We start from the raw sequence: 18,230 nt of genomic DNA on the forward strand, positions 1-18,230 counted from the left end.
TCCTTAAAAAGGATAAAACGATCAAGGGAAGTATCAACTTAAAAAGAATGAAAGCTGGCTGGGACGAAAATTACCTGTCAAAACTTTTGGAGGCGAACGCATTTTGATGCGTCCGCCCTGTACTTTAGAACATAGATTTATAGGCTAAAGAAAACATTTACTTCCCTTTCTGTAGAAGTGTTACTTAAAGAGTACTGTTGTGCCATAAGCAGGCATTTTTGCTGCATCAGCATTTATAAGAACAGCATAAATACTTATAAAATCAGCATTTATAAAAAGCAATATGTCGAAAACAAGAGTCTTATTACTTTACGTCTCCAGAATCAACGTTTTCACGAACTGAGGTCTTTAAAAAAATGAATAAAAAAAAGTAACATCGTGCAATAAATACAATAAAAAATTGTTTTCTTAAACAGAACAACAAATAACTATTGATATGAAGAACTTAAAATCTTTGATCGGACTAATATTAGTCCTGCTTGTATCATTATCAGTCACATCATGCAATGACGATAATGACGAATCTTTAGACCAACAATGGGCTACTGTTTTGAATAACCATGGAATCCCATACGTGTTCAGTGACAACGGAAACTGTTATGGTGCAAGCGGCGGCATCAGCAAAGAGAACTTTGAGAAAATGTTTATTGGTCATGGCTGGAAGCACTATGCCACATGGAGAATAAACAAGAAAGGCAGAAGAATGTCTGATGGATATTACACCAACATATTAGGAGCATCCCCTGTAAACTACTATTTTGACAGTAATACAAAATTGACTGCCTACTATCATTCAGACATTGCAGAGAGCACTATAAAGAAGGAAGAAATAGCATATACCTTTAACAAAGATACACAACGTACGGTTCTGCTGCTCGACAACAACGAATACCTTCAGATAACAGGATGGACGCTTGGTACTCAACCAAGTTTCTGCATAGTTCATCCGTTGGGAATAAAATCAAATGGTGAAACCATCTATGGCGTTTCTATCTATGTTCAAATGACCGATAAGGAATTAAATACTATGCAGAATAGCGCAAAATAGGAATAACGCCCTAAAAAGTGAAAAGGCCATCCTCACGGACAGCCTAATACATTTATACAAAAACATTATGAATTCTTTATTATTAGCGAACAAGATTCTACTTTATCAAAATCAATATATCTATCTAAAAGCTTCAAACAGTTAATTCGTAAGACCGGCCGCTGCCTGAGCCTTGCGACACTTGCGCTCACAATAGCGTTCGCACTGTGCACAAATGTCATAGCCTAACATGGCACCCAAGATAAAGTCTTCTTCGGGTGTCAGTTGGCTGAGAGGTTTGTTAACCATCAGACGGATAGCATCCAGACACTCAGGCTTGCCAAAGAACAAGTTCAGTCGACCATTGCCCACAGGCTGAACGATATAACTGATGTTCTGACTTTGCAATCGGGTTATGGCAAAAGACTCAAATCGCTCGTTGAAAGTGAAAAGCACCATACGGCGCACACCTTTTTTATATTCATATATATGATTCATCAGAACCTTCATGTCCGTTGGCATCACTTCTTTCTGTTGCATAATATCCGTCTGTTAGTTAAAAAAAATGACTGTGTTACAGGAGCATTCTCCTATTCCGCATTACATTAAAGCGAAGGCTTAATGGCCTCAAGCCATGCATCAATGCGTTCCTCGGTCTTATCGTCCTCGTTGACATCGTCAAGAGCAAGACCTACGAATTTTCCATCTACAACTGCATCGCTGTCATCGAAAGTATAACCCTCTGTCGATACTCCTTCGAGAACATTGGCACCACCCTCTTTGGCAGCATCATAAAGTTCCTTCATTCCGCCACAGAAGGTATCAGGATAAGACTCAGCATCGCCACAACCGAAAAGAGCGACCGTCTTGCCAGAAAGACCTGCTGACTTCAACAGGTTGATGCCATCGTACCAGTCGTCCTGCAACTCGCCTGCTCCCCAGGTGGAAGTTCCCAAAATAAGGTTGTCATGATCTGAGATGGCGGCCTCATCGATGCTGGATACATCTACTGCACTGGCGCCCAACTTACCGGCTATTGTCTCTGCTATGCTCTGGCAGGTTCCTGTGGAAGAGCCATAAATTACAATTGTTGATTTCATACGCTATAATTACTTTAGTTACATTATTTCTTGTTTACGGCTGCAAAGATACGACGATTTTCCCAATGCCGCAATACCTAAAAATAATGGTTTGGCATGAATACCTACATATAATGACTCGACTTTGGCTGGTTCTATCAACAACAAAAAAACTGCGGACAGATTGCTCTGCCCGCAGTTCTCCTCATATAATCTCTCTCTTACTTTACATAAAAGTCTTACTTGATGCCACGATTTACGAGAGTGACGTTCAGCAACATCAGATACTTGCGATACTGAGTGTTTGAAAGGATGACGTGCATGTACTTCAAGTCCTTGTTGATAGCCTTGTCGATCATAGCCTTGCGGTCGTCACCTGCTGCTACGGCAGCATTCATCATATCTGCAGTGAAGTTCTTGTGTACATCAGCTACAGCCTCAACCTGGTCGATGTTCAAACCGAGAGCATCAGACAAGCTGTTCATGTTTACATTCATGTTGAAAGCAGCTGTTGCTGTTGTTGCACTTGCATTCTCATCTGCTGCAAAAGTAGTTGTCATACTGAACAATGCTACTGCCAAAATCATCAATTTCTTCATAATCTTTTTACCTTTCTTTTCTTTAATTCTACATTATCCTTACTAATCTCTTTGTGTATGTCTTCCTGAAAGACACTGCAAAGATAAGCACATTTTGCTGTGCACGCAAACATTTCAGCTAAAAAGAAAGACTTTTAGTCGTATTTTTGATATAAATCAACATGAATATCCCCTTCTGGCTTACTTTTCGTCTGTTTTATGTCTAATTTCATAACATATCAACACAAATCCACAAGTCTCAGCCAACAGCCTTCTTGCGTAAAACATAGAACACTTGTATCCTAACCGAGCCCACTTGAAAAAGTCCGAACACAATCAAAAGGATAATAGTGATTTATCTGCAACCTATTAATCCCTGATGTTTCCTCCCTCACCACAAGGCTGCTTCCCAAATGGTCTTTCTCCACGCTGCACCATGTCAGCGTACTGTCTTGGTTCAGAAGAATGTTTTTATTTTCCATGATCATAAAGTAAAATCATACCATCTGCTCGAGATATATTAATCACACCTACACCACCAAGACATCCTTTTGGAAGCAAGCCGAACACAGTCCATGAACCTTGATATTCAACGACATTAAAAGGGTATTCCATACTCATTTCCTTTTTCCCATAAATATCCATAAGGACAGCACTTCCTATTTCTGCAGCCAATTCTGGGGTATCAACTACTCCATGAGGCATTCGCAATACTGTTTCATCGGGCAAATACAAAGAGTCAGCATAGCTTTTAAAAAGAAGAGGTTCACTATCACCTCCAATATAGATAAAAGGAACAACCCTTTGATTGTATTTTAAAGAATATGAGATAAACAAACAAGTCGCAATAAATCCCAACAAAAAGCCTATCACACCTAACAACAAATACTTTAATATTCTATTTCGTATTGTCATACCTTATTATTTTTAATATTCGAGAATCTATTTTTTGAATATAAACTACAGCCATAGAGTCTTTGGCCATCACCTTCCAGACTCTACCACTTAATAAGCTAATTTTAAAAGGCTTTTTACTTTCAATATATTGAGGGCCATATTTCGAAGATAACAAGCTATTTGCTATCTTATAAGCTGTTTCTGGATGTAGCACACACATGCGACGATGTGGTGTATTAAAAATAAATGATTTTAGTTCTTCCTTCATGTAATAATGCTCAGGAGAATAATCTCCACCCTCATAATCTTGTATGCGAACACACTTAAATTCATGTGTTTTATCACTAATACTTGTCTTTGATAATATAACAGATATAACCATACCTAATATGATACAACCTGCAAAAAATGCTATTTCCTTTTTATTCATATGTTTTATTATTTAATCGTAATATTTTTTGTTCCTCCTGAGGTCGCAACATCATAGGTAAATCCCATGGATCTTTTCCATCCCTATCCACCATTCGTACAGGAATGTCAAAACAGAACACATACGGGCTGATATGATAATATTTCTCTGCCATTGGGTCCACACTTGTCCAACAGCCAAGTATTTGGTCATACATTCTTGCGCCATAGTCGTAGAGGCGCAGACCATGCACGAGGTCCAACTCCTTGCCATTGAACTTATAGCGCTGAAGACCGGAGTTCTCATAGAGCACGTTGCCCCAGTAGTCGGTCGTGTTGACCGACTGTATCTTGTCGGCAGTTAACATTTTTGTCTCTCCCCAAGCCAAAGTTTGGCCGGGAACAGCTTTGCCATAAGTGGCTATTTTGTTACCGTCATAGTAATTATACTTCATTTCCTACCTAAGTATTCATACCCATTTTCCATTACATAGCCATTGCAGTTTGTGTCGAATTCTATCGGTGAGTATTTCCTCAATATCACAAACAGTTCATATATGTCCTTAAGTTCTTGAGTTCTTTCCAGATTAAACTTAAACTCATAAATGGCAAGATTTCTTACAGAAAGATAAACTTTCCAACCATCTTTAATGTCAACCCCTTGTTTTGGGGCTTTGCCCAATGCCTTTACACGGGATACGTATTTATTCAATTGTAGGACTTGACTGTCTGTCAACCTTTTAGAACGGTCCAAGAATATCGTATCAAATTTTAAAGAAGCAGATGTTAGCTTTCTTTTGTCTATCAAATTAAACATATCATATTTGGCACTGCCACAAATGGTTCGTATAGAGTCTTTCCCATTATATGTAACTTGATAAACTTTTCTTTGCACGATAAAATAGAACATCTCACAAGACATATCAGTAGAAACGGCATCTGTTGACAATGGATTCGTTCCTGCCTTTTTATTCATTTGGCAACTTGCAAAAATGAATAAAAGAAAAAATAGTGTTATCTTTTTCATACTTTAGATATTATAGTTAATAAAAAAGTTTTATTATTATTTTAGCGCAAATATAGTTGAAATATAGGGACGTTGTTATTGAAACATGAGTTTTTTAAGAAAGATTAAACTATATGGTTGTCGTATGTAAATATATTGAGCCATTTTAAAAAGGGCTCAGTATTTTATATTTTGAGCGATTCATTCGTTAGTCTCAGCAAGATTTTGTATCTTTGCAAACTAAAATATACATATAAAGCCAAACAGAATCAATGGAAGAACAGAATCATATAGACAAAGCGCTTGCCTTCATGGAAAGCCTCGAAAGATTGCACAACCAGCTAAAAGCTGCCGAAGAGCAACAGAAATTGCTACTGGCTCATCTGCTCGACCTGAAGAAAGAGGGCAAGACTGACTCGGAAGAGTATGCCCAGACATCACAGCAGAGCAAGAACCTGCAAGACATCATCGACAAGTGGCGCCCCATCTATTTGGAACGCATGGAGATGGTGAAAGATGTACAGAACAAAAAGAGAGACAAGAAATAACAGATAATAATAACAACAATAATAATAATAAAGAATTAACATGGAATCAAACAAATTCATCAGCGTATCATACAAGTTGTACGACATCACAGATGGTAAGTCTGACCTCATCGAACAGACAAGCGACGAGCGCCCATTCATCTTCGTTAGCGGCATGGGTGTAACACTGCCAGCCTTCGAGGAGCAGATAGTCAACCTGGCTAAAGGCGAGTCTTTCGACTTCACCCTTACACCAGAGCAGGCTTATGGCGCACACTATGCAGAGCGTGTCATCGAGTTAGAGAAGGAAATCTTCACCATCAACGGCCAGTTTGACGCACAGCACGTACAGGTAGGCGCCATCATTCCTCTGCAGAACGAGGACGGCAACCGCTTCAATGGTGTGGTATTGGAAATCGGTGACAGCAAGGTGAAAATTGACCTCAACCATCCTTTGGCTGGCAAGATACTCAACTTCAAGGGTGAGATAACTGAGAGCCGCGAGGCTACTGCCGAGGAAGTGGCAGGAATGGCAAAGCTCATGAGCGGAGAAAGCCACGGCGGATGCAGCGGTTGCAACGGACACTGCGGTGAAGGCGAATGCGGTGAAGGTCACTGTGGTGGAGAAGGCCACTGTGGCGGTGAAGGCCATCATGGCGAAGGCCACTGCGGTTGCCACTAATTCTTCCTTCAAAAGGTCAACATATCAACTAAGCAAGAACTTTAACAACAGATAGACAATGAGGAATACTTTTGGTCATCTCTTTACCCTCACCACCTTTGGCGAAAGTCATGGAGTGGCTGTGGGCGGTGTTATCGACGGATTTCCTGCAGGCATAGATATCGATATGGAGTTTGTACAGAATGAACTGAATCGACGTCGACCCGGACAAAGCCATATCACCACATCACGCAACGAAGCCGACAAGGTGGAGTTTCTCAGTGGTGTGTTCGAAGGCAAGAGTACGGGAACACCTATCGGTTTCGAAGTACGCAACACCAACCAGCACTCGCAAGACTATGAGAACATGCGATGCCTGTTCCGTCCGTCGCATGCCGACTATACCTATTATAATAAGTATGGCATACGCGACCATCGAGGTGGAGGCCGCTCTTCTGCCCGCATCACCATTGCCCGATGCGTAGGTGGAGCCTTGGCAAAACTTGCCTTGCGCCAGTTGGGCATCAGCATCACTGCCTACACATCTCAGGTAGGCGACATTGCCATAGAAAGAGATTACCATCTGTATGACTTAAGCAAGACAGAGGACAACATCGTGCGATGCCCCGACCAGCAGAAAGCCAAAGAGATGGAAGAGCTCATCGCCCAAGTGAAAGCCGATGGCGACACCATAGGAGGCGTGATCACATGCGTCATCAAGGGATGCCCGGTAGGATTAGGCGAGCCGGAATTCGACAAGCTGCATGCACAGTTAGGCGCAGCCATGCTGGGCATCAATGCTGTGAAAGGCTTCGAGTATGGAGAAGGCTTCGACGGTGTGACGGCACGAGGCAGTCAGCAGAACGACACGTTCGTACCAGGCATCACGACTGCCACCAATCACAGTGGAGGCATACAGGGAGGCATCAGCAACGGACAGGGCATCTACTTCAGGATAGCATTCAAGCCTGTTGCCACCATCCTGAAAGAGCAAGACACCGTAGACCTGGAAGGCAATGCCACCAAGCTGACAGCACGGGGCAGGCACGATCCATGCGTTCTGCCAAGAGCCGTTCCTGTGGTGGAAGCCATGGCAGCCATGGTCATCCTCGACAGCTATCTCGTCAACAAGAGTGTGAAGCTATAAGATAATGAAAAGAAAAAGAAGACTCAGAAAGAAACGCATATTTACTATTTGCTTAGTCATGGTTATCGGCATCTCTCTGCTGACACGACGCTGCGTCACAAGTTGCTCGGACAACAAAGCATCGGTTGCCGATACACTGCCTAAGGCTCACCTCAACGACTCACTCAACAACTCACTCTCTGAAGGCAAAGCCTACCACGAAATGGACTCGCTCATTGAGCGATACCTGAAGAGATGGGAAATCAATGGCGCCCAACTGGTCATCACCCGCAACGACTCTCTGCTGTATGCACGAGGTTTCGGATGGGCAGACAAGGAGAAAGGCATCAAGATGCAACCATCCATGGTAATGAGATATGCCTCGGTATCGAAACTCATCACTGCCGTGGGCATCATGAAACTTTGGGAAACTAAGAAGTTGAGTATGGGCGACAAGGTTTTCGGACCCAAGGGAATTCTGCGAGACACCTTATATAATAACAGCATCAAGGATAAGCGGTACTACGACATCACCGTGGAACAACTGTTGCGCCATCAGGCTGGATTTACCAACTATGCCGGCGACCCGATATCTTCCACCCGCTACATCATGATGCAGAACCGTCTCGCTACGCCTCCCGATCATCCTACGCTGCTCAAGATTCTCCTGAAACGGCATTTAGGATATACGCCAGGTGAAGGCAAGTGCTACTCCAACTTTGGATATATCCTCCTGTCGATGATTATAGAGAAGAAGAGTGGCATGAGATACGAGGACTACATGCAGAAGTACGTGCTCAACCCTGCCGGATGCTACGACATGCACATCGCCGGTACCTACTATAAAGACCGACGTCCCAATGAGACGAAGTACTACATGCACCAAGGCAGCATCCCTGTATATGAATACAACAACAGCGGTAGAATGGTGGAGAAATGTTATGGCGACACAGACATCCCACGTCTGGCAGGAGCCGGAGCATGGTGCGGTTCGGCAGCTGAGCTGAGCCGACTGATAGCCAGCATAGACGGTATGCCCCACGTAAAGGACATCCTCAGCAAGAAGAGCGTGGACTTTATGACCCGGGAACAGCCAGACCACCAATACTCCATCGGCTGGAACTACACACCGAAGAAAGGACGTCCCTGGATCCGAACAGGATCACTTGCAGGAACCTCTGCCCTGATTCTGAAATACGACGACGGACAATGCTGGATTCTCATCACCAACACATCGACATGGAAGGGACATGGCTTCTCCAACGACTCGATGGCTTTCTTTGAGAAGATGCGCAAGAAGTACATGGACAGCATGCCTAAGCAAGACCTCTTCCTGCACGTGAAATAAAAACACAGAAAGAGAAAGAAGAAAAACCAACGGGCATGACAAAGCCGACAAACAAGAAAGAACTCAGCAAGAAACCCATAAAACAGAAAAAGGATACATCCTGACTGGATGTATCCTTTTTTGTTTTTATGATGTTTTCTACTTTATCAATTAGAAAGTGTACTTCACACCAACCTGACCACGCCAACGGCTGTAGTAGTCGCTATAGTACTTGATAGGCTTGGTAGAATCGTTATCGAACTGGTATGTACCATTATCCTTATAAGTAATTGGAGAAACAAACTCGCTGTTATAGCTGCTGCCATAAGTATGTCCCCACTTGTTGTTGAGCAGGTTGGCAACGTTGAGAATGTCCATAGTAACCTCCAGAGCATGAATCTGCTTACCGACCTTGATACCAAACTTCTGACCGAAGTGGAAGTCGAAATGACCCTCGAAAGGCAAATTGTCAGCATAGCGCTCATAGTACTCACCACGATGATCCTTCAGATAAGGAGTGTTTGCCAACCACTTCTTCAAGTTGGCACGCTGCTCGTCTACAGTGTACTTCACCGTCTTGTTGTCAGCCTTCATCACATTCGAGAACGGCATCTTGTCGATCTGAGCATCTGTAGGGATGAAAATCAAGTCATTGCTTGCACCGTCGCCATTGACATCACCATTATAATAGAGTGAGTAAGGAGCACCACTCTGACCCTGATAAATCAAACCAACAGTTGTAGTAAAGAGCTTGCTTGGTCCCCAGTTGAGATGATAGAAGGCAGAAGCCTTAACAAGGTGAGGCACATTGAAGGCGCTGTTTGCCATCTCAGGATCATTGCTAAAACGATATGAGTGGTTGTTACGCCAGTTGCTCTGGGCTACAGAAGAGATAGAGCTGCTGATAGCCTTTGCCTTGGTGAATGTGTATGACGCATTCAGATCAAGACCGAAGTCAAAGTGCTTAGTTGCAGACAATGACAAGTTGTAAGAATAGCCCTTGTCGGTATTACGCATAGCATAAATGTTGCTGAACTTGCCGGCAGATGATACCTTATGATACATAGGACGGCTCTCCCATGACATATCTGATACCTGACCCAGAGTCTGACCTGTTGGCTCGTAAGCGATGTTCTGATAATAGATATCATTCAGGTTCTTGCTGAAGATAGCCTCAGCTGTCCAGTCAATACCCAAAGCCTGGAAGTCGAAACCTAAGTTGATACGCAGGTTCTGAGCAAACTTGAAGTTCTTGTCGAATACATTGACCAACTGGCTACCAGTTGCTTTCAGAAGTTCTGCATTCTTATCCTGCTTATTAGGATCTACGATAAGAGATACATTGGCATTGTTCTTCACTGAGTAAGAAGAGAACTGCACACCTGTGTTGGTGAAGCTGTTGCTCAACCATACGAAAGGAATACGACCAGTAAACATACCGATACCTCCACGGAGAATATACTTATGGTCGTTCTTGATGTCCCAGCGGAAACCTACACGAGGACTCCACATTGGAGTGCTGGAAAGTTTCTGATTGGTACGATAGCCATAGCCCGCAGCTGCAGCCCATTCATTAAAATCTTTATTCTCGGTAGGAGTATCAAAGAACAAAGGTATCTCCATACGAAGACCATAAGTGAGCTGGAAGTTATTGGTAGCATCCCACTTGTCCTGTACATAGAAGCCCAACTGACCTGCACCGAATGATGGAGCCCAGAGAGAACTGCCTGTTACATCCTTATTGGCTGTGGTATAGTAGAAGTTCTTAATCAACTGACCATTCTTGGTATCAATATACTTGAAGAAGTCTGATGGAGAATCGAAGTAATAGCAACCATAGAGATTCTGAATGAAGAGATTCTCAAACTTGTAGAACTCGTTGTGAGTACCAAAAGTAAAGGTGTGGTTGCCACGATACCATGTAAAGTTGTCCTCGAAGGTAAAGATGTCCTGATCAAGGCTGTTGGCCATAGAAGAGTACTCGTTACCGATATTCACAGTACCATTGCCTACATTATAGATAGTTACAGAAGGAGCTGCTGCACCAGAGCTACGACTATCGCGAACACGAACGTATGACAAGCGGGCCTCATTGCTGGTGTATGGAGAGAGACGACTCTGCAACTCAGCAGCGAAAGAATGAGTCTTAGAGGTGAACTCATAGAGATGGTCGGCAGTATTCAATGATGCCATACCACCCAAGCCTAACAACTGCTTAGCGTCTACATAACTCCAACGAATAGAGAACTTATTGAAGTCGTTGATATTCCAGTCGAGCTTCAAACCACCCTTCTAGCTCTTGATAGACTTGTCCTTGTTGGCCCAACTTCCATTATACTCATAGTTGCCACCATCATCAGTTTTACCCCATGCTTTGTAAGCATCGAGAATCTGCTGTGCAAGGTCGGAATCAAACTTAGCACCCTCGCTACCGAAAGAATACTGAGTAGGATAAGACTTATTGGTATTCTCATAGTTGGCGAAGAAGAACAACTTGTTCTTGATGATAGGACCACCCAAGGTGAAACCAAAGCGTGTCTCCTTCTCCTTGTCGTAAGGATTAGACATCGTGCCGTCCTGCATCTTGTAGTGACGACCTACCAAACTCTCGTTGTTGCCATCAAAATAGGCACTTCCGTGGAACACATTCGTACCACTCTTAGTAACCGCATTAATGGCACCACCAGTGAAACCACCCTGACGAACATCGAAAGGAGCCACGTTGATCTGAATCTGTTCGATGGTCTCCATAGATACTGGCTGGCTACCAGCCTGACCGCCATTGCTACCATTCTGGGTAAGACCAAACACGTCATTGTTCATCACACCATCAATCTGGAATGAGTTGTAACGGTTGTTGGTGCCTGCAAAAGACATGGCGCCAGACTGACCATTGGTAGATACCTGCGCATTCATGCGGGCAATATCAGCAATACTGTGGCTGATACTTGGCATTTCAGCAATCTGCTGCGCATTAATACTCTGAGCAGCACCTGTCTTAGTACCGTTAAGGCCAGCCTTACCAGATACTACAACTTCCTGCAACTCGCGTGCATCTTCCTGGAGAGAACAAGAAAGGTTCTGGCTCTCACCCAAGTTCAAGGAAACATCCTTGAACGTCTTAGACTGATAGCCAATGTAAGATACCTCTACTTTGTAAGGACCTCCAGGACGCATACCCTGGATTGAGAAACGACCATCCATGTTGGTCACTGCGCGATAAACAGTACCTGATGGCTGGTGGGTTGCTGTCACCGTAGCACCGATGACTTCCTCGCCTTGCGATGTCACCTTACCACTGATACCAGAGGTGGTTACCTGTGCCATAGCCACCGAAACTACGAGCACCAGCATGGCGATAAGCAATTGCAATCTTTTCTGCATACTAAAAATGAAATTTAGTTAATAATGAGGAAGCATAAACTTCCTATTTTTATATTATGCTGCAAATTTAAACAAAATTTTTGATATAAATGTTACAGAGACATGAAAAAAAAAGTTTTTTATGCAAAAAAAATCCACACTAACGTTTTAGTGTGGATTTCTTACAGCTTTTTAGTCTTTGCGAAGCCATATCCGCATCACTTTGCGGCGGATTGCTATCATGTTGAGTACCGATACTATCAAGAACAAAACCAATCCTAAAGCAATGGCGGGACACATGGCTCCTTCCTCTATATCGGGATAAAGGGCTTCAATAAAATCCATGTAATAATCACGGATGAAGAACAAGATGCACCATGCCACAAGGAGCACCACCACATTGAGAACGATAGTAAGCCAAAGATAGGGCATCGCCACATTGCCAGGACTATAACCTATGAGCAAGAGGTTCTCCAACTTGGAGGAGTTCTTCTGTACCAAAAGGTAGATGCTGAGCATCAGGATATAGAAACTGAGCACAGAGATAACCAAACCTATCACCATGACCATCAGGACTATCATCCTCAGAAAATAAGTGGTCTTCTCGGCATCCAACTTATCGGTTTCCACCTCATAGCCATTGTCTTCAAGGTATTTGGTGATATTCTCATCTCCAGGATTGCCCACCTCTACGATAAGTCGTGTGGGGTCGCTATGCTCTTCGGGAGCAAACTCATGGTTGCTCCAGTCCATGAATGCCTGTGGCACAAGTATGGTATTGAGGCGAGAAGAGAAGCCGATCACCTTTCCTTTGAACTGTTCTTTCTTGCCACCTGCCTGAATGAAAATATGGAAATCTATCATTCCCATCAATCCGTCGCTGATCTTTGGAAGCGAATGACTCTGTGCAAAACCAAAGTTGTACATATTAATATAGGTACGCGGAAGGATGATGGGCACTTCCTGACTACCTGGCTCATACTTCCAATCCTTGAGAGGCACATCGACAAAACCGTCGGGCACACTTTCGAAAAAGAGTTCGCTATTGAGCACATTCACGCCATTGACACCCATCGAGGCATCCACCTTGTACTCGGTAGAGGTAAACTTTCCTATCTTCTTGACAAACTTTTGCGAGGAGATATCGTCCACATCACTGCCCGAGAAGGTATTGGTACGACCACTGAGAGTGTTGCCCATACCTATTTTCTTACTCATGATGAGGTAGTCGGCCTTCATAAAACTGTCTTGCTGGGTGAAGACAGGCAGCACATCCTTGTAAAACTGAAAGCCGAAAAGAACGATGAGCATACCGAAAAGGTTGGCAAAGGCAAAACCTGCAAACTGTGGTATGCTGATATGCTGACGTAATAATTTCCAAACGAGTTCCATTACACCTTATTATATATATATAATGTATGAAGTACTATTTGTTATAAATCTCTCTACAGCATCAAGGTCTTCTCGTAAGGCAAGTCCATATGCTTTCCGATACTGGTAACTATGACGCCTGCACCTTGCGCCTTGGCCTCCGCCATCATGATGTCGCCCATAATACGTGAGTTATTGTCGTCGAGATGACTGATAGGCTCATCAGCAAGAAGAAAGTCGAAGGGCTGGCAGAGAGAACGGATCATAGCCACACGCTGCTGCTGTCCAAACGACATGCGACCTATCTTGGCATCCACCTTGTCGGCTATTCCCAACATGTCAAACCATTGGAGTATCTGCTGACGACTTTTGAAGCCTGTGAGTTTGTTCTTGATTTCTACGTTTTCCATCGCCGTAAGTTCTGGAAACAAACGCAACTCCTGAAACAGATGACTGATGTGGCGCTTGCGTATCTCTACCCAGTTGGCTACCTTATAAGCGGCCGTATCATCCTTATCAAACATCACGTTGCCGCTATAATCGTGACGATAGCCAACCACATAACTGCAAAAAGTACTCTTGCCTTTTCCACTGTCGGCCTCTACAAGATAAAGATGTCCCTTTTCGAAAGAGACATCCTGACTCCATATCTCTGAATGAAGGTCATCACGCTGGGCGAAGACCTGTGGGAGAACGGAGCGAAAGTTGATTGTGTTCACTTTTTTATATATTGTATATGTTTAAAGTTTTTATGTTGTATACCTTATTTCTTTATTGCAAAGTGTAGACCACGGCTTTGAGCTGTCCAAACAAGGGAGCCAGGAGTCCAGTCACAGCCTGCAAGGCATTATCGCCAGAGCCCGCCTTTCCCAGATTGACAACCATGACCATCTTCTGACCTTTTATCATTTGCTGGATGTGTTGGTCGATGGGATGATTGGAAGGAAGAATGGAGTATTCTGCCGAAAGCTGGTCGTTACCGCTAAAGAATTGTTTGTCGTCAGATACTCCGAAGTAGAAACTGGTCTTGCCACTGGAATAGCAGTAGGCGTTCTTCTTCCAGTTGCCGATGGTGCTTCCCTTGGGGCACGACTGTTTCCAATAGTCTATATCCGAAAGCCACTTGGCATGACTCAGCCTTGCCGCCATCGTCATCTGCATATTGTCGGTACCCAACGATGGCATCACAATGGCCATATCGCCATCCACACTCCGAATGATATTATCCATGTCGATAGCAGCATTGATGCCCATCAACAGTGTCTGCAGTCCCTGGTTGCTCTGCACCAAAGGCAGGAAACGGGTTCCTTCCACATTCATGAAGATACCTGCCAAGGCATCATTGGGCATACTCTTCACATAGTCACCCTTGATAGGACGATAAACTGTCTGCGACTGCTGCAAGGCCTGGTTAATGCTTTTGTTGAAAGAGAAGGTCTTGCCCGATATCTTCAGAATACCATTCTCTACCTTCATGCCTGCGGCTATTACTATCTGTGAGGCATCGGCATCCTTGGGAGCACCAAGGGTGAAAGGCGCAACAAACTTCTCGGGCAGAGCCTGGACCTGAGCCACCATGGCTATGGGCGAATCGATGCTGTCGAGTTGGGCAAAGAGTCTGGACGACTTGACACCTGCATCCTCGTCGGCATTAAGAAACCTTACCATTTGTCTTTGCAGGTCAGCACGGGCATCTGCCACTACTGGTCCCATGACAAGCAGTGCCTTAGATGAGAAGCCTACCAGCCATGAATCTTTCAGCACGGCAAAGTGGAAACCCTTGCGCTCTGTCAATTCTGTGCAAATATGCTTTTGGGATAATTGATTGAGCCAATTACTGATATTGTCCTCATCGGCAACCTTGGCACAGAGTCCCAAGTTGCCATCAACAGTTTCAAAAAGGTAGAGTTTCTCTGTAACATCGATACCACAGTCGGAAACATTCTCCACATGGAGCATCGACTTCAGAATATTCTCTTTATCTACCCCTTTGCCATCACCATCCGTCGTTTGCATGTCTACCGAAATGAGGGCAGTGCTCTTGGATGGTATGGCATTCAGGTAATCGTTATCCGAACAAGCTGCCATCAGCACGATTTGCAGAAGTGCGATGGCATAAAGAAAAACATTTTTCATTTGCATCATAATCTTTATACTCTTCAACTCTCTCTACAGGCGACGAGCCAAATTGGCCATCGTCACAGCCACCAGTCCGGCTGTCTCGGTACGAAGTCGGCTGGTACCCAATGTCACTGACTCGTATCCTGCCTTGACAGCCATACGAACCTCATCTATCGAGAAGTCACCCTCAGGACCAATGAGCACCGTCACGTCAGCATCCTCATCAGGACAGGCCTTTGTGAGTTCTGTAAAGAGGTCTTTCTTCCCTATTTCCTCATAGCAATGACAGATAAACTTCCTGCCCTTGCGGGGTGTATTGATAAAGTCGCGAAAATTTACCATTTGGTTGACAATGGGCTTCCACGCTTTATGACTTTGCTTGACTGCAGAGACGATGATCTTATCAAGCCTTACAGTCCGCATCACCTTGCGCTCGGAGAACTGGCTGTTCAGGAAGGAGAGCTCGTTGAAGCCCACCTCGGTAGCCTTCTCTGCCATCCACTCTATACGGTCCATCATCTTGGTAGGAGCAATGGCCAAGTGGACATGCCCACGCCAGGCAGGTTGCTGCGGCATCACCTCCTTCACCTCATACATACAGCGCTTGGTGGCAGCCAATGTCACCTCGGCACGATAGAAGTTTCCCACACCGTCCATCAGGAACATCTCGTCACCACTCTTGATGCGCAATACTCTCAGGGCATGAAGCGCCTCATCCATTGGCATCTCGGTCTCGGTAGCCGCATCGGGCACATAGAAAAATCTGGTCTCTTTCATCAGTCTGTCATTAGTTTGTTTCTGGTTTATCTCCCTTGGGATGTCGCTTTTTCAGCTCATCACGCAGGCTGGAAGCCAACTCGTAGTTTTCGTTCTCTATAGCTTTGCGTAATGACTCCTCCAACATCTTGTCGGTGATGACATTCACTGGCACAGCCATCTGTGTGAAATTAGGATTGTATTCTGCCGATTGTTTGGTCATCAAACCACGATCGGCATAAATCTCCATTCCGGTAATGAGCGACAGCAGGATGCCATCCGTACAGCGTATATTCTTCTTCTCGCCTGTCTCTGTGTTACGAAGACATGACATATACTTGCCTTCATGCAAAGCATAGATTTCGAAACGATAGGTGAGAAGAAATGAAAATGGCATCAGTTCTGCCAACACTTCAGGAAGCAAGTCATTTCTCTCCTTTATCATATTGGGATCCATGCGTAACCTGATCTGATAGGCCTGATGGCGATCACAAGGTATCACCAACTGACGTTGCTCTGCCACATCTACAAGCACAGCCAACACCAGATTGTCGGATCCCAAGATCTGGGATAATCCTTTGAATTTTAATCTTACGTTACACATTTTTCTTTCAGTTTTATTTGCCCAGTCGCATCCTCAGGAATACGACTAAGCTTTCTTGGGTCTGAATATAACAGCAAAAGATACTGCTACTACCAATGCATAACCGGCAAAAATAAGCCAGCATGGTGCCCACTGGGTCACACCATTTGCATCGGTATAACTATTGACAACAGCCTGAGCCGACAGGGTTCCTACTGTGGCTCCGATACCATTGGTCATCAACATAAAGAGTCCTTGCGCACTGGAGCGGATAGAAGAATCCGTGGTCTTGTCGACAAACAGAGAGCCTGAAACGTTGAAGAAGTCGAAGGCCACACCATAAACCAACATGGAAAGGACAAACATCCATACACCACTGCCAGGATTGCCTATTCCGAAGAGACCGAATCGCAACACCCAGGCAAACATGGCTATCAGCATCACATTCTTGATGCCATAACGATTCATGAAGAACGGTATCAGCAGGATACAGCACGTCTCGCTGATCTGAGAGAGCGAAATAAGGATATTGGCATGGTTCACACCAAAGGTACCCGCATACTGTGGGTCGGCTCCAAACGAGGTGATGAATGGATTGGCAAAGCCATTGGTAATCTGCAGACTTACACCCAACAGCATGGAGAAGATAAAGAAGATGGCCATGCGCTTCTCCTTGAACAGAGAGAAGGCACGCAGTCCGAAGGCATCCACAAAACTCTTGGTCTCACCCTTGGCGCTGACAGGACATGCTGGCAACGTAAAGGTATAAAGGAACAGAATGCAGCTGACCACACCAGAAGCAACAAACTGATTCTGATTGGGCTGGAATCCCATCAAGTCGACAAACCACATCATACAGATGAAACCTACCGTACCAAACACACGAATCGGAGGAAAGTCTTTTACCGTATCCATACCCGCAAGAGTCAAGGCATTGTAAGCCACAGAGTTGGTCAAAGCCAGCGTAGGCATATAGAAGGCCACGCTGAGTGTGTAGATCCAAAATACCATACCAAGATTACCGGTCATTCCCATATAGGCTGCACCAAACATGAAGAGAGCAGCCATGAGATGACAGAAGCCCAACAGCCTTTGTGCCGGCACCCAACGGTCGGCAACAATACCCATAAGAGCAGGCATAAAGATAGACACCACGCCCTGTACGGCATAAAACCATCCTATCTGAGAAGCCATTCCGATTTTTCCCAGATATGTCCCCATAGATGTCAGGTAAGCTCCCCATACTGCAAATTCAAGGAAGTTCAATAACGCTAAGCGTACTTTCAAGTTCATTTTGGTAATAGTATTTTTTCTGTTTCCGCAGGTTCCGGACAGATGTTGCCTGTTTCCGACACATGCGAAATTTGGGTTATTTATATAACTGCAAAGATAACGAATAT

At 44.3% G+C, this 18,230-nt stretch carries 18 protein-coding genes and 1 pseudogene; 5 read left to right on the forward strand and 14 right to left on the reverse strand.

The window, feature by feature from the left end; all coding sequences use genetic code 11:
- Window positions 1-550 precede the first annotated feature (550 nt).
- On the forward strand, window positions 551-1,048 hold the full coding sequence (locus tag P3T48_RS13660) for a hypothetical protein (RefSeq protein ID WP_276507048.1): 498 nt from the start codon (window positions 551-553) through the stop codon (window positions 1,046-1,048).
- Window positions 1,049-1,189: 141 nt separating this feature from the next.
- Here P3T48_RS13660 and P3T48_RS13665 read toward each other — a convergent pair whose 3' ends face one another.
- From P3T48_RS13665 to P3T48_RS13695, 7 genes are all read right to left on the reverse strand, one after another.
- The gene (locus P3T48_RS13665; RefSeq protein WP_022251520.1) at window positions 1,190-1,567 is read right to left on the reverse strand and encodes a DUF2023 family protein; all 378 of its coding nucleotides are present in this window, start codon (window positions 1,565-1,567) and stop codon (window positions 1,190-1,192) included.
- A 65-nt stretch (window positions 1,568-1,632) separates the two neighbouring features.
- On the reverse strand, window positions 1,633-2,127 hold the full coding sequence (fldA, locus tag P3T48_RS13670) for a flavodoxin FldA (protein WP_276507049.1): 495 nt from the start codon (window positions 2,125-2,127) through the stop codon (window positions 1,633-1,635).
- 218 nt (window positions 2,128-2,345) lie between these two features.
- Window positions 2,346-2,705 (reverse strand): hypothetical protein, encoded by a 360-nt coding sequence (locus tag P3T48_RS13675; RefSeq protein WP_158462734.1) that lies wholly within the window; start codon window positions 2,703-2,705, stop codon window positions 2,346-2,348.
- Between the two features lie 450 nt (window positions 2,706-3,155).
- Window positions 3,156-3,599, reverse strand: coding sequence for an NTF2 fold immunity protein (locus P3T48_RS13680; RefSeq protein WP_276507050.1), 444 nt, complete (start codon window positions 3,597-3,599; stop codon window positions 3,156-3,158).
- Complete coding sequence (locus P3T48_RS13685; RefSeq protein ID WP_276507051.1) at window positions 3,583-4,011, reverse strand: NTF2 fold immunity protein; 429 nt, start codon at window positions 4,009-4,011, stop codon at window positions 3,583-3,585. The genes P3T48_RS13680 and P3T48_RS13685 overlap by 17 nt, the downstream gene beginning before the upstream one ends.
- Entirely contained in the window at window positions 4,004-4,444 is a 441-nt protein-coding gene (locus P3T48_RS13690) for an RHS repeat domain-containing protein (RefSeq protein WP_276507052.1), read from the reverse strand. Before P3T48_RS13690 ends, P3T48_RS13685 begins: the two co-directional genes overlap by 8 nt.
- Window positions 4,441-5,016, reverse strand: coding sequence for a hypothetical protein (locus P3T48_RS13695; protein WP_276507053.1), 576 nt, complete (start codon window positions 5,014-5,016; stop codon window positions 4,441-4,443). Before P3T48_RS13695 ends, P3T48_RS13690 begins: the two co-directional genes overlap by 4 nt.
- A gap of 251 nt (window positions 5,017-5,267) precedes the next feature.
- Between P3T48_RS13695 and P3T48_RS13700 the strand changes: the two genes are divergently transcribed.
- From P3T48_RS13700 to P3T48_RS13715, 4 genes are read left to right on the forward strand one after another with little or no spacing between them, the layout of a single operon-like run.
- Window positions 5,268-5,543 (forward strand): hypothetical protein, encoded by a 276-nt coding sequence (locus tag P3T48_RS13700; RefSeq protein ID WP_022251517.1) that lies wholly within the window; start codon window positions 5,268-5,270, stop codon window positions 5,541-5,543.
- 40 nt (window positions 5,544-5,583) lie between these two features.
- Complete coding sequence (locus P3T48_RS13705; protein ID WP_158462736.1) at window positions 5,584-6,204, forward strand: FKBP-type peptidyl-prolyl cis-trans isomerase; 621 nt, start codon at window positions 5,584-5,586, stop codon at window positions 6,202-6,204.
- A gap of 58 nt (window positions 6,205-6,262) precedes the next feature.
- Window positions 6,263-7,330, forward strand: coding sequence for a chorismate synthase (gene aroC / locus P3T48_RS13710; protein WP_276507054.1), 1,068 nt, complete (start codon window positions 6,263-6,265; stop codon window positions 7,328-7,330).
- Between the two features lie 4 nt (window positions 7,331-7,334).
- Window positions 7,335-8,657: a serine hydrolase domain-containing protein gene (locus P3T48_RS13715; protein WP_276507055.1), complete on the forward strand. Its 1,323-nt coding sequence runs from the start codon at window positions 7,335-7,337 to the stop codon at window positions 8,655-8,657.
- 150 nt (window positions 8,658-8,807) lie between these two features.
- Here the strand turns inward: P3T48_RS13715 and P3T48_RS13720 are convergent.
- From P3T48_RS13720 to P3T48_RS13750, 7 genes and pseudogenes are all read right to left on the reverse strand, one after another.
- A pseudogene (locus P3T48_RS13720) lies at window positions 8,808-12,020 on the reverse strand (TonB-dependent receptor).
- A gap of 171 nt (window positions 12,021-12,191) precedes the next feature.
- Complete coding sequence (locus tag P3T48_RS13725; RefSeq protein ID WP_276507056.1) at window positions 12,192-13,391, reverse strand: transporter; 1,200 nt, start codon at window positions 13,389-13,391, stop codon at window positions 12,192-12,194.
- A 53-nt stretch (window positions 13,392-13,444) separates the two neighbouring features.
- Window positions 13,445-14,089 (reverse strand): ATP-binding cassette domain-containing protein, encoded by a 645-nt coding sequence (locus P3T48_RS13730; RefSeq protein WP_276507057.1) that lies wholly within the window; start codon window positions 14,087-14,089, stop codon window positions 13,445-13,447.
- A gap of 52 nt (window positions 14,090-14,141) precedes the next feature.
- On the reverse strand, window positions 14,142-15,515 hold the full coding sequence (locus P3T48_RS13735; protein WP_346429604.1) for a DUF4836 family protein: 1,374 nt from the start codon (window positions 15,513-15,515) through the stop codon (window positions 14,142-14,144).
- Between the two features lie 24 nt (window positions 15,516-15,539).
- The gene (locus tag P3T48_RS13740) at window positions 15,540-16,268 is read right to left on the reverse strand and encodes a 16S rRNA (uracil(1498)-N(3))-methyltransferase (protein ID WP_276507058.1); all 729 of its coding nucleotides are present in this window, start codon (window positions 16,266-16,268) and stop codon (window positions 15,540-15,542) included.
- A gap of 10 nt (window positions 16,269-16,278) precedes the next feature.
- Window positions 16,279-16,851: a bifunctional nuclease family protein gene (locus tag P3T48_RS13745; RefSeq protein WP_276507059.1), complete on the reverse strand. Its 573-nt coding sequence runs from the start codon at window positions 16,849-16,851 to the stop codon at window positions 16,279-16,281.
- A gap of 45 nt (window positions 16,852-16,896) precedes the next feature.
- On the reverse strand, window positions 16,897-18,123 hold the full coding sequence (locus P3T48_RS13750; protein WP_158462740.1) for a nucleoside permease: 1,227 nt from the start codon (window positions 18,121-18,123) through the stop codon (window positions 16,897-16,899).
- Window positions 18,124-18,230: the final 107 nt, after the last annotated feature.

This window comes from Segatella intestinalis (assembly GCF_029348455.1).
Taxonomy (GTDB): domain Bacteria; phylum Bacteroidota; class Bacteroidia; order Bacteroidales; family Bacteroidaceae; genus Prevotella.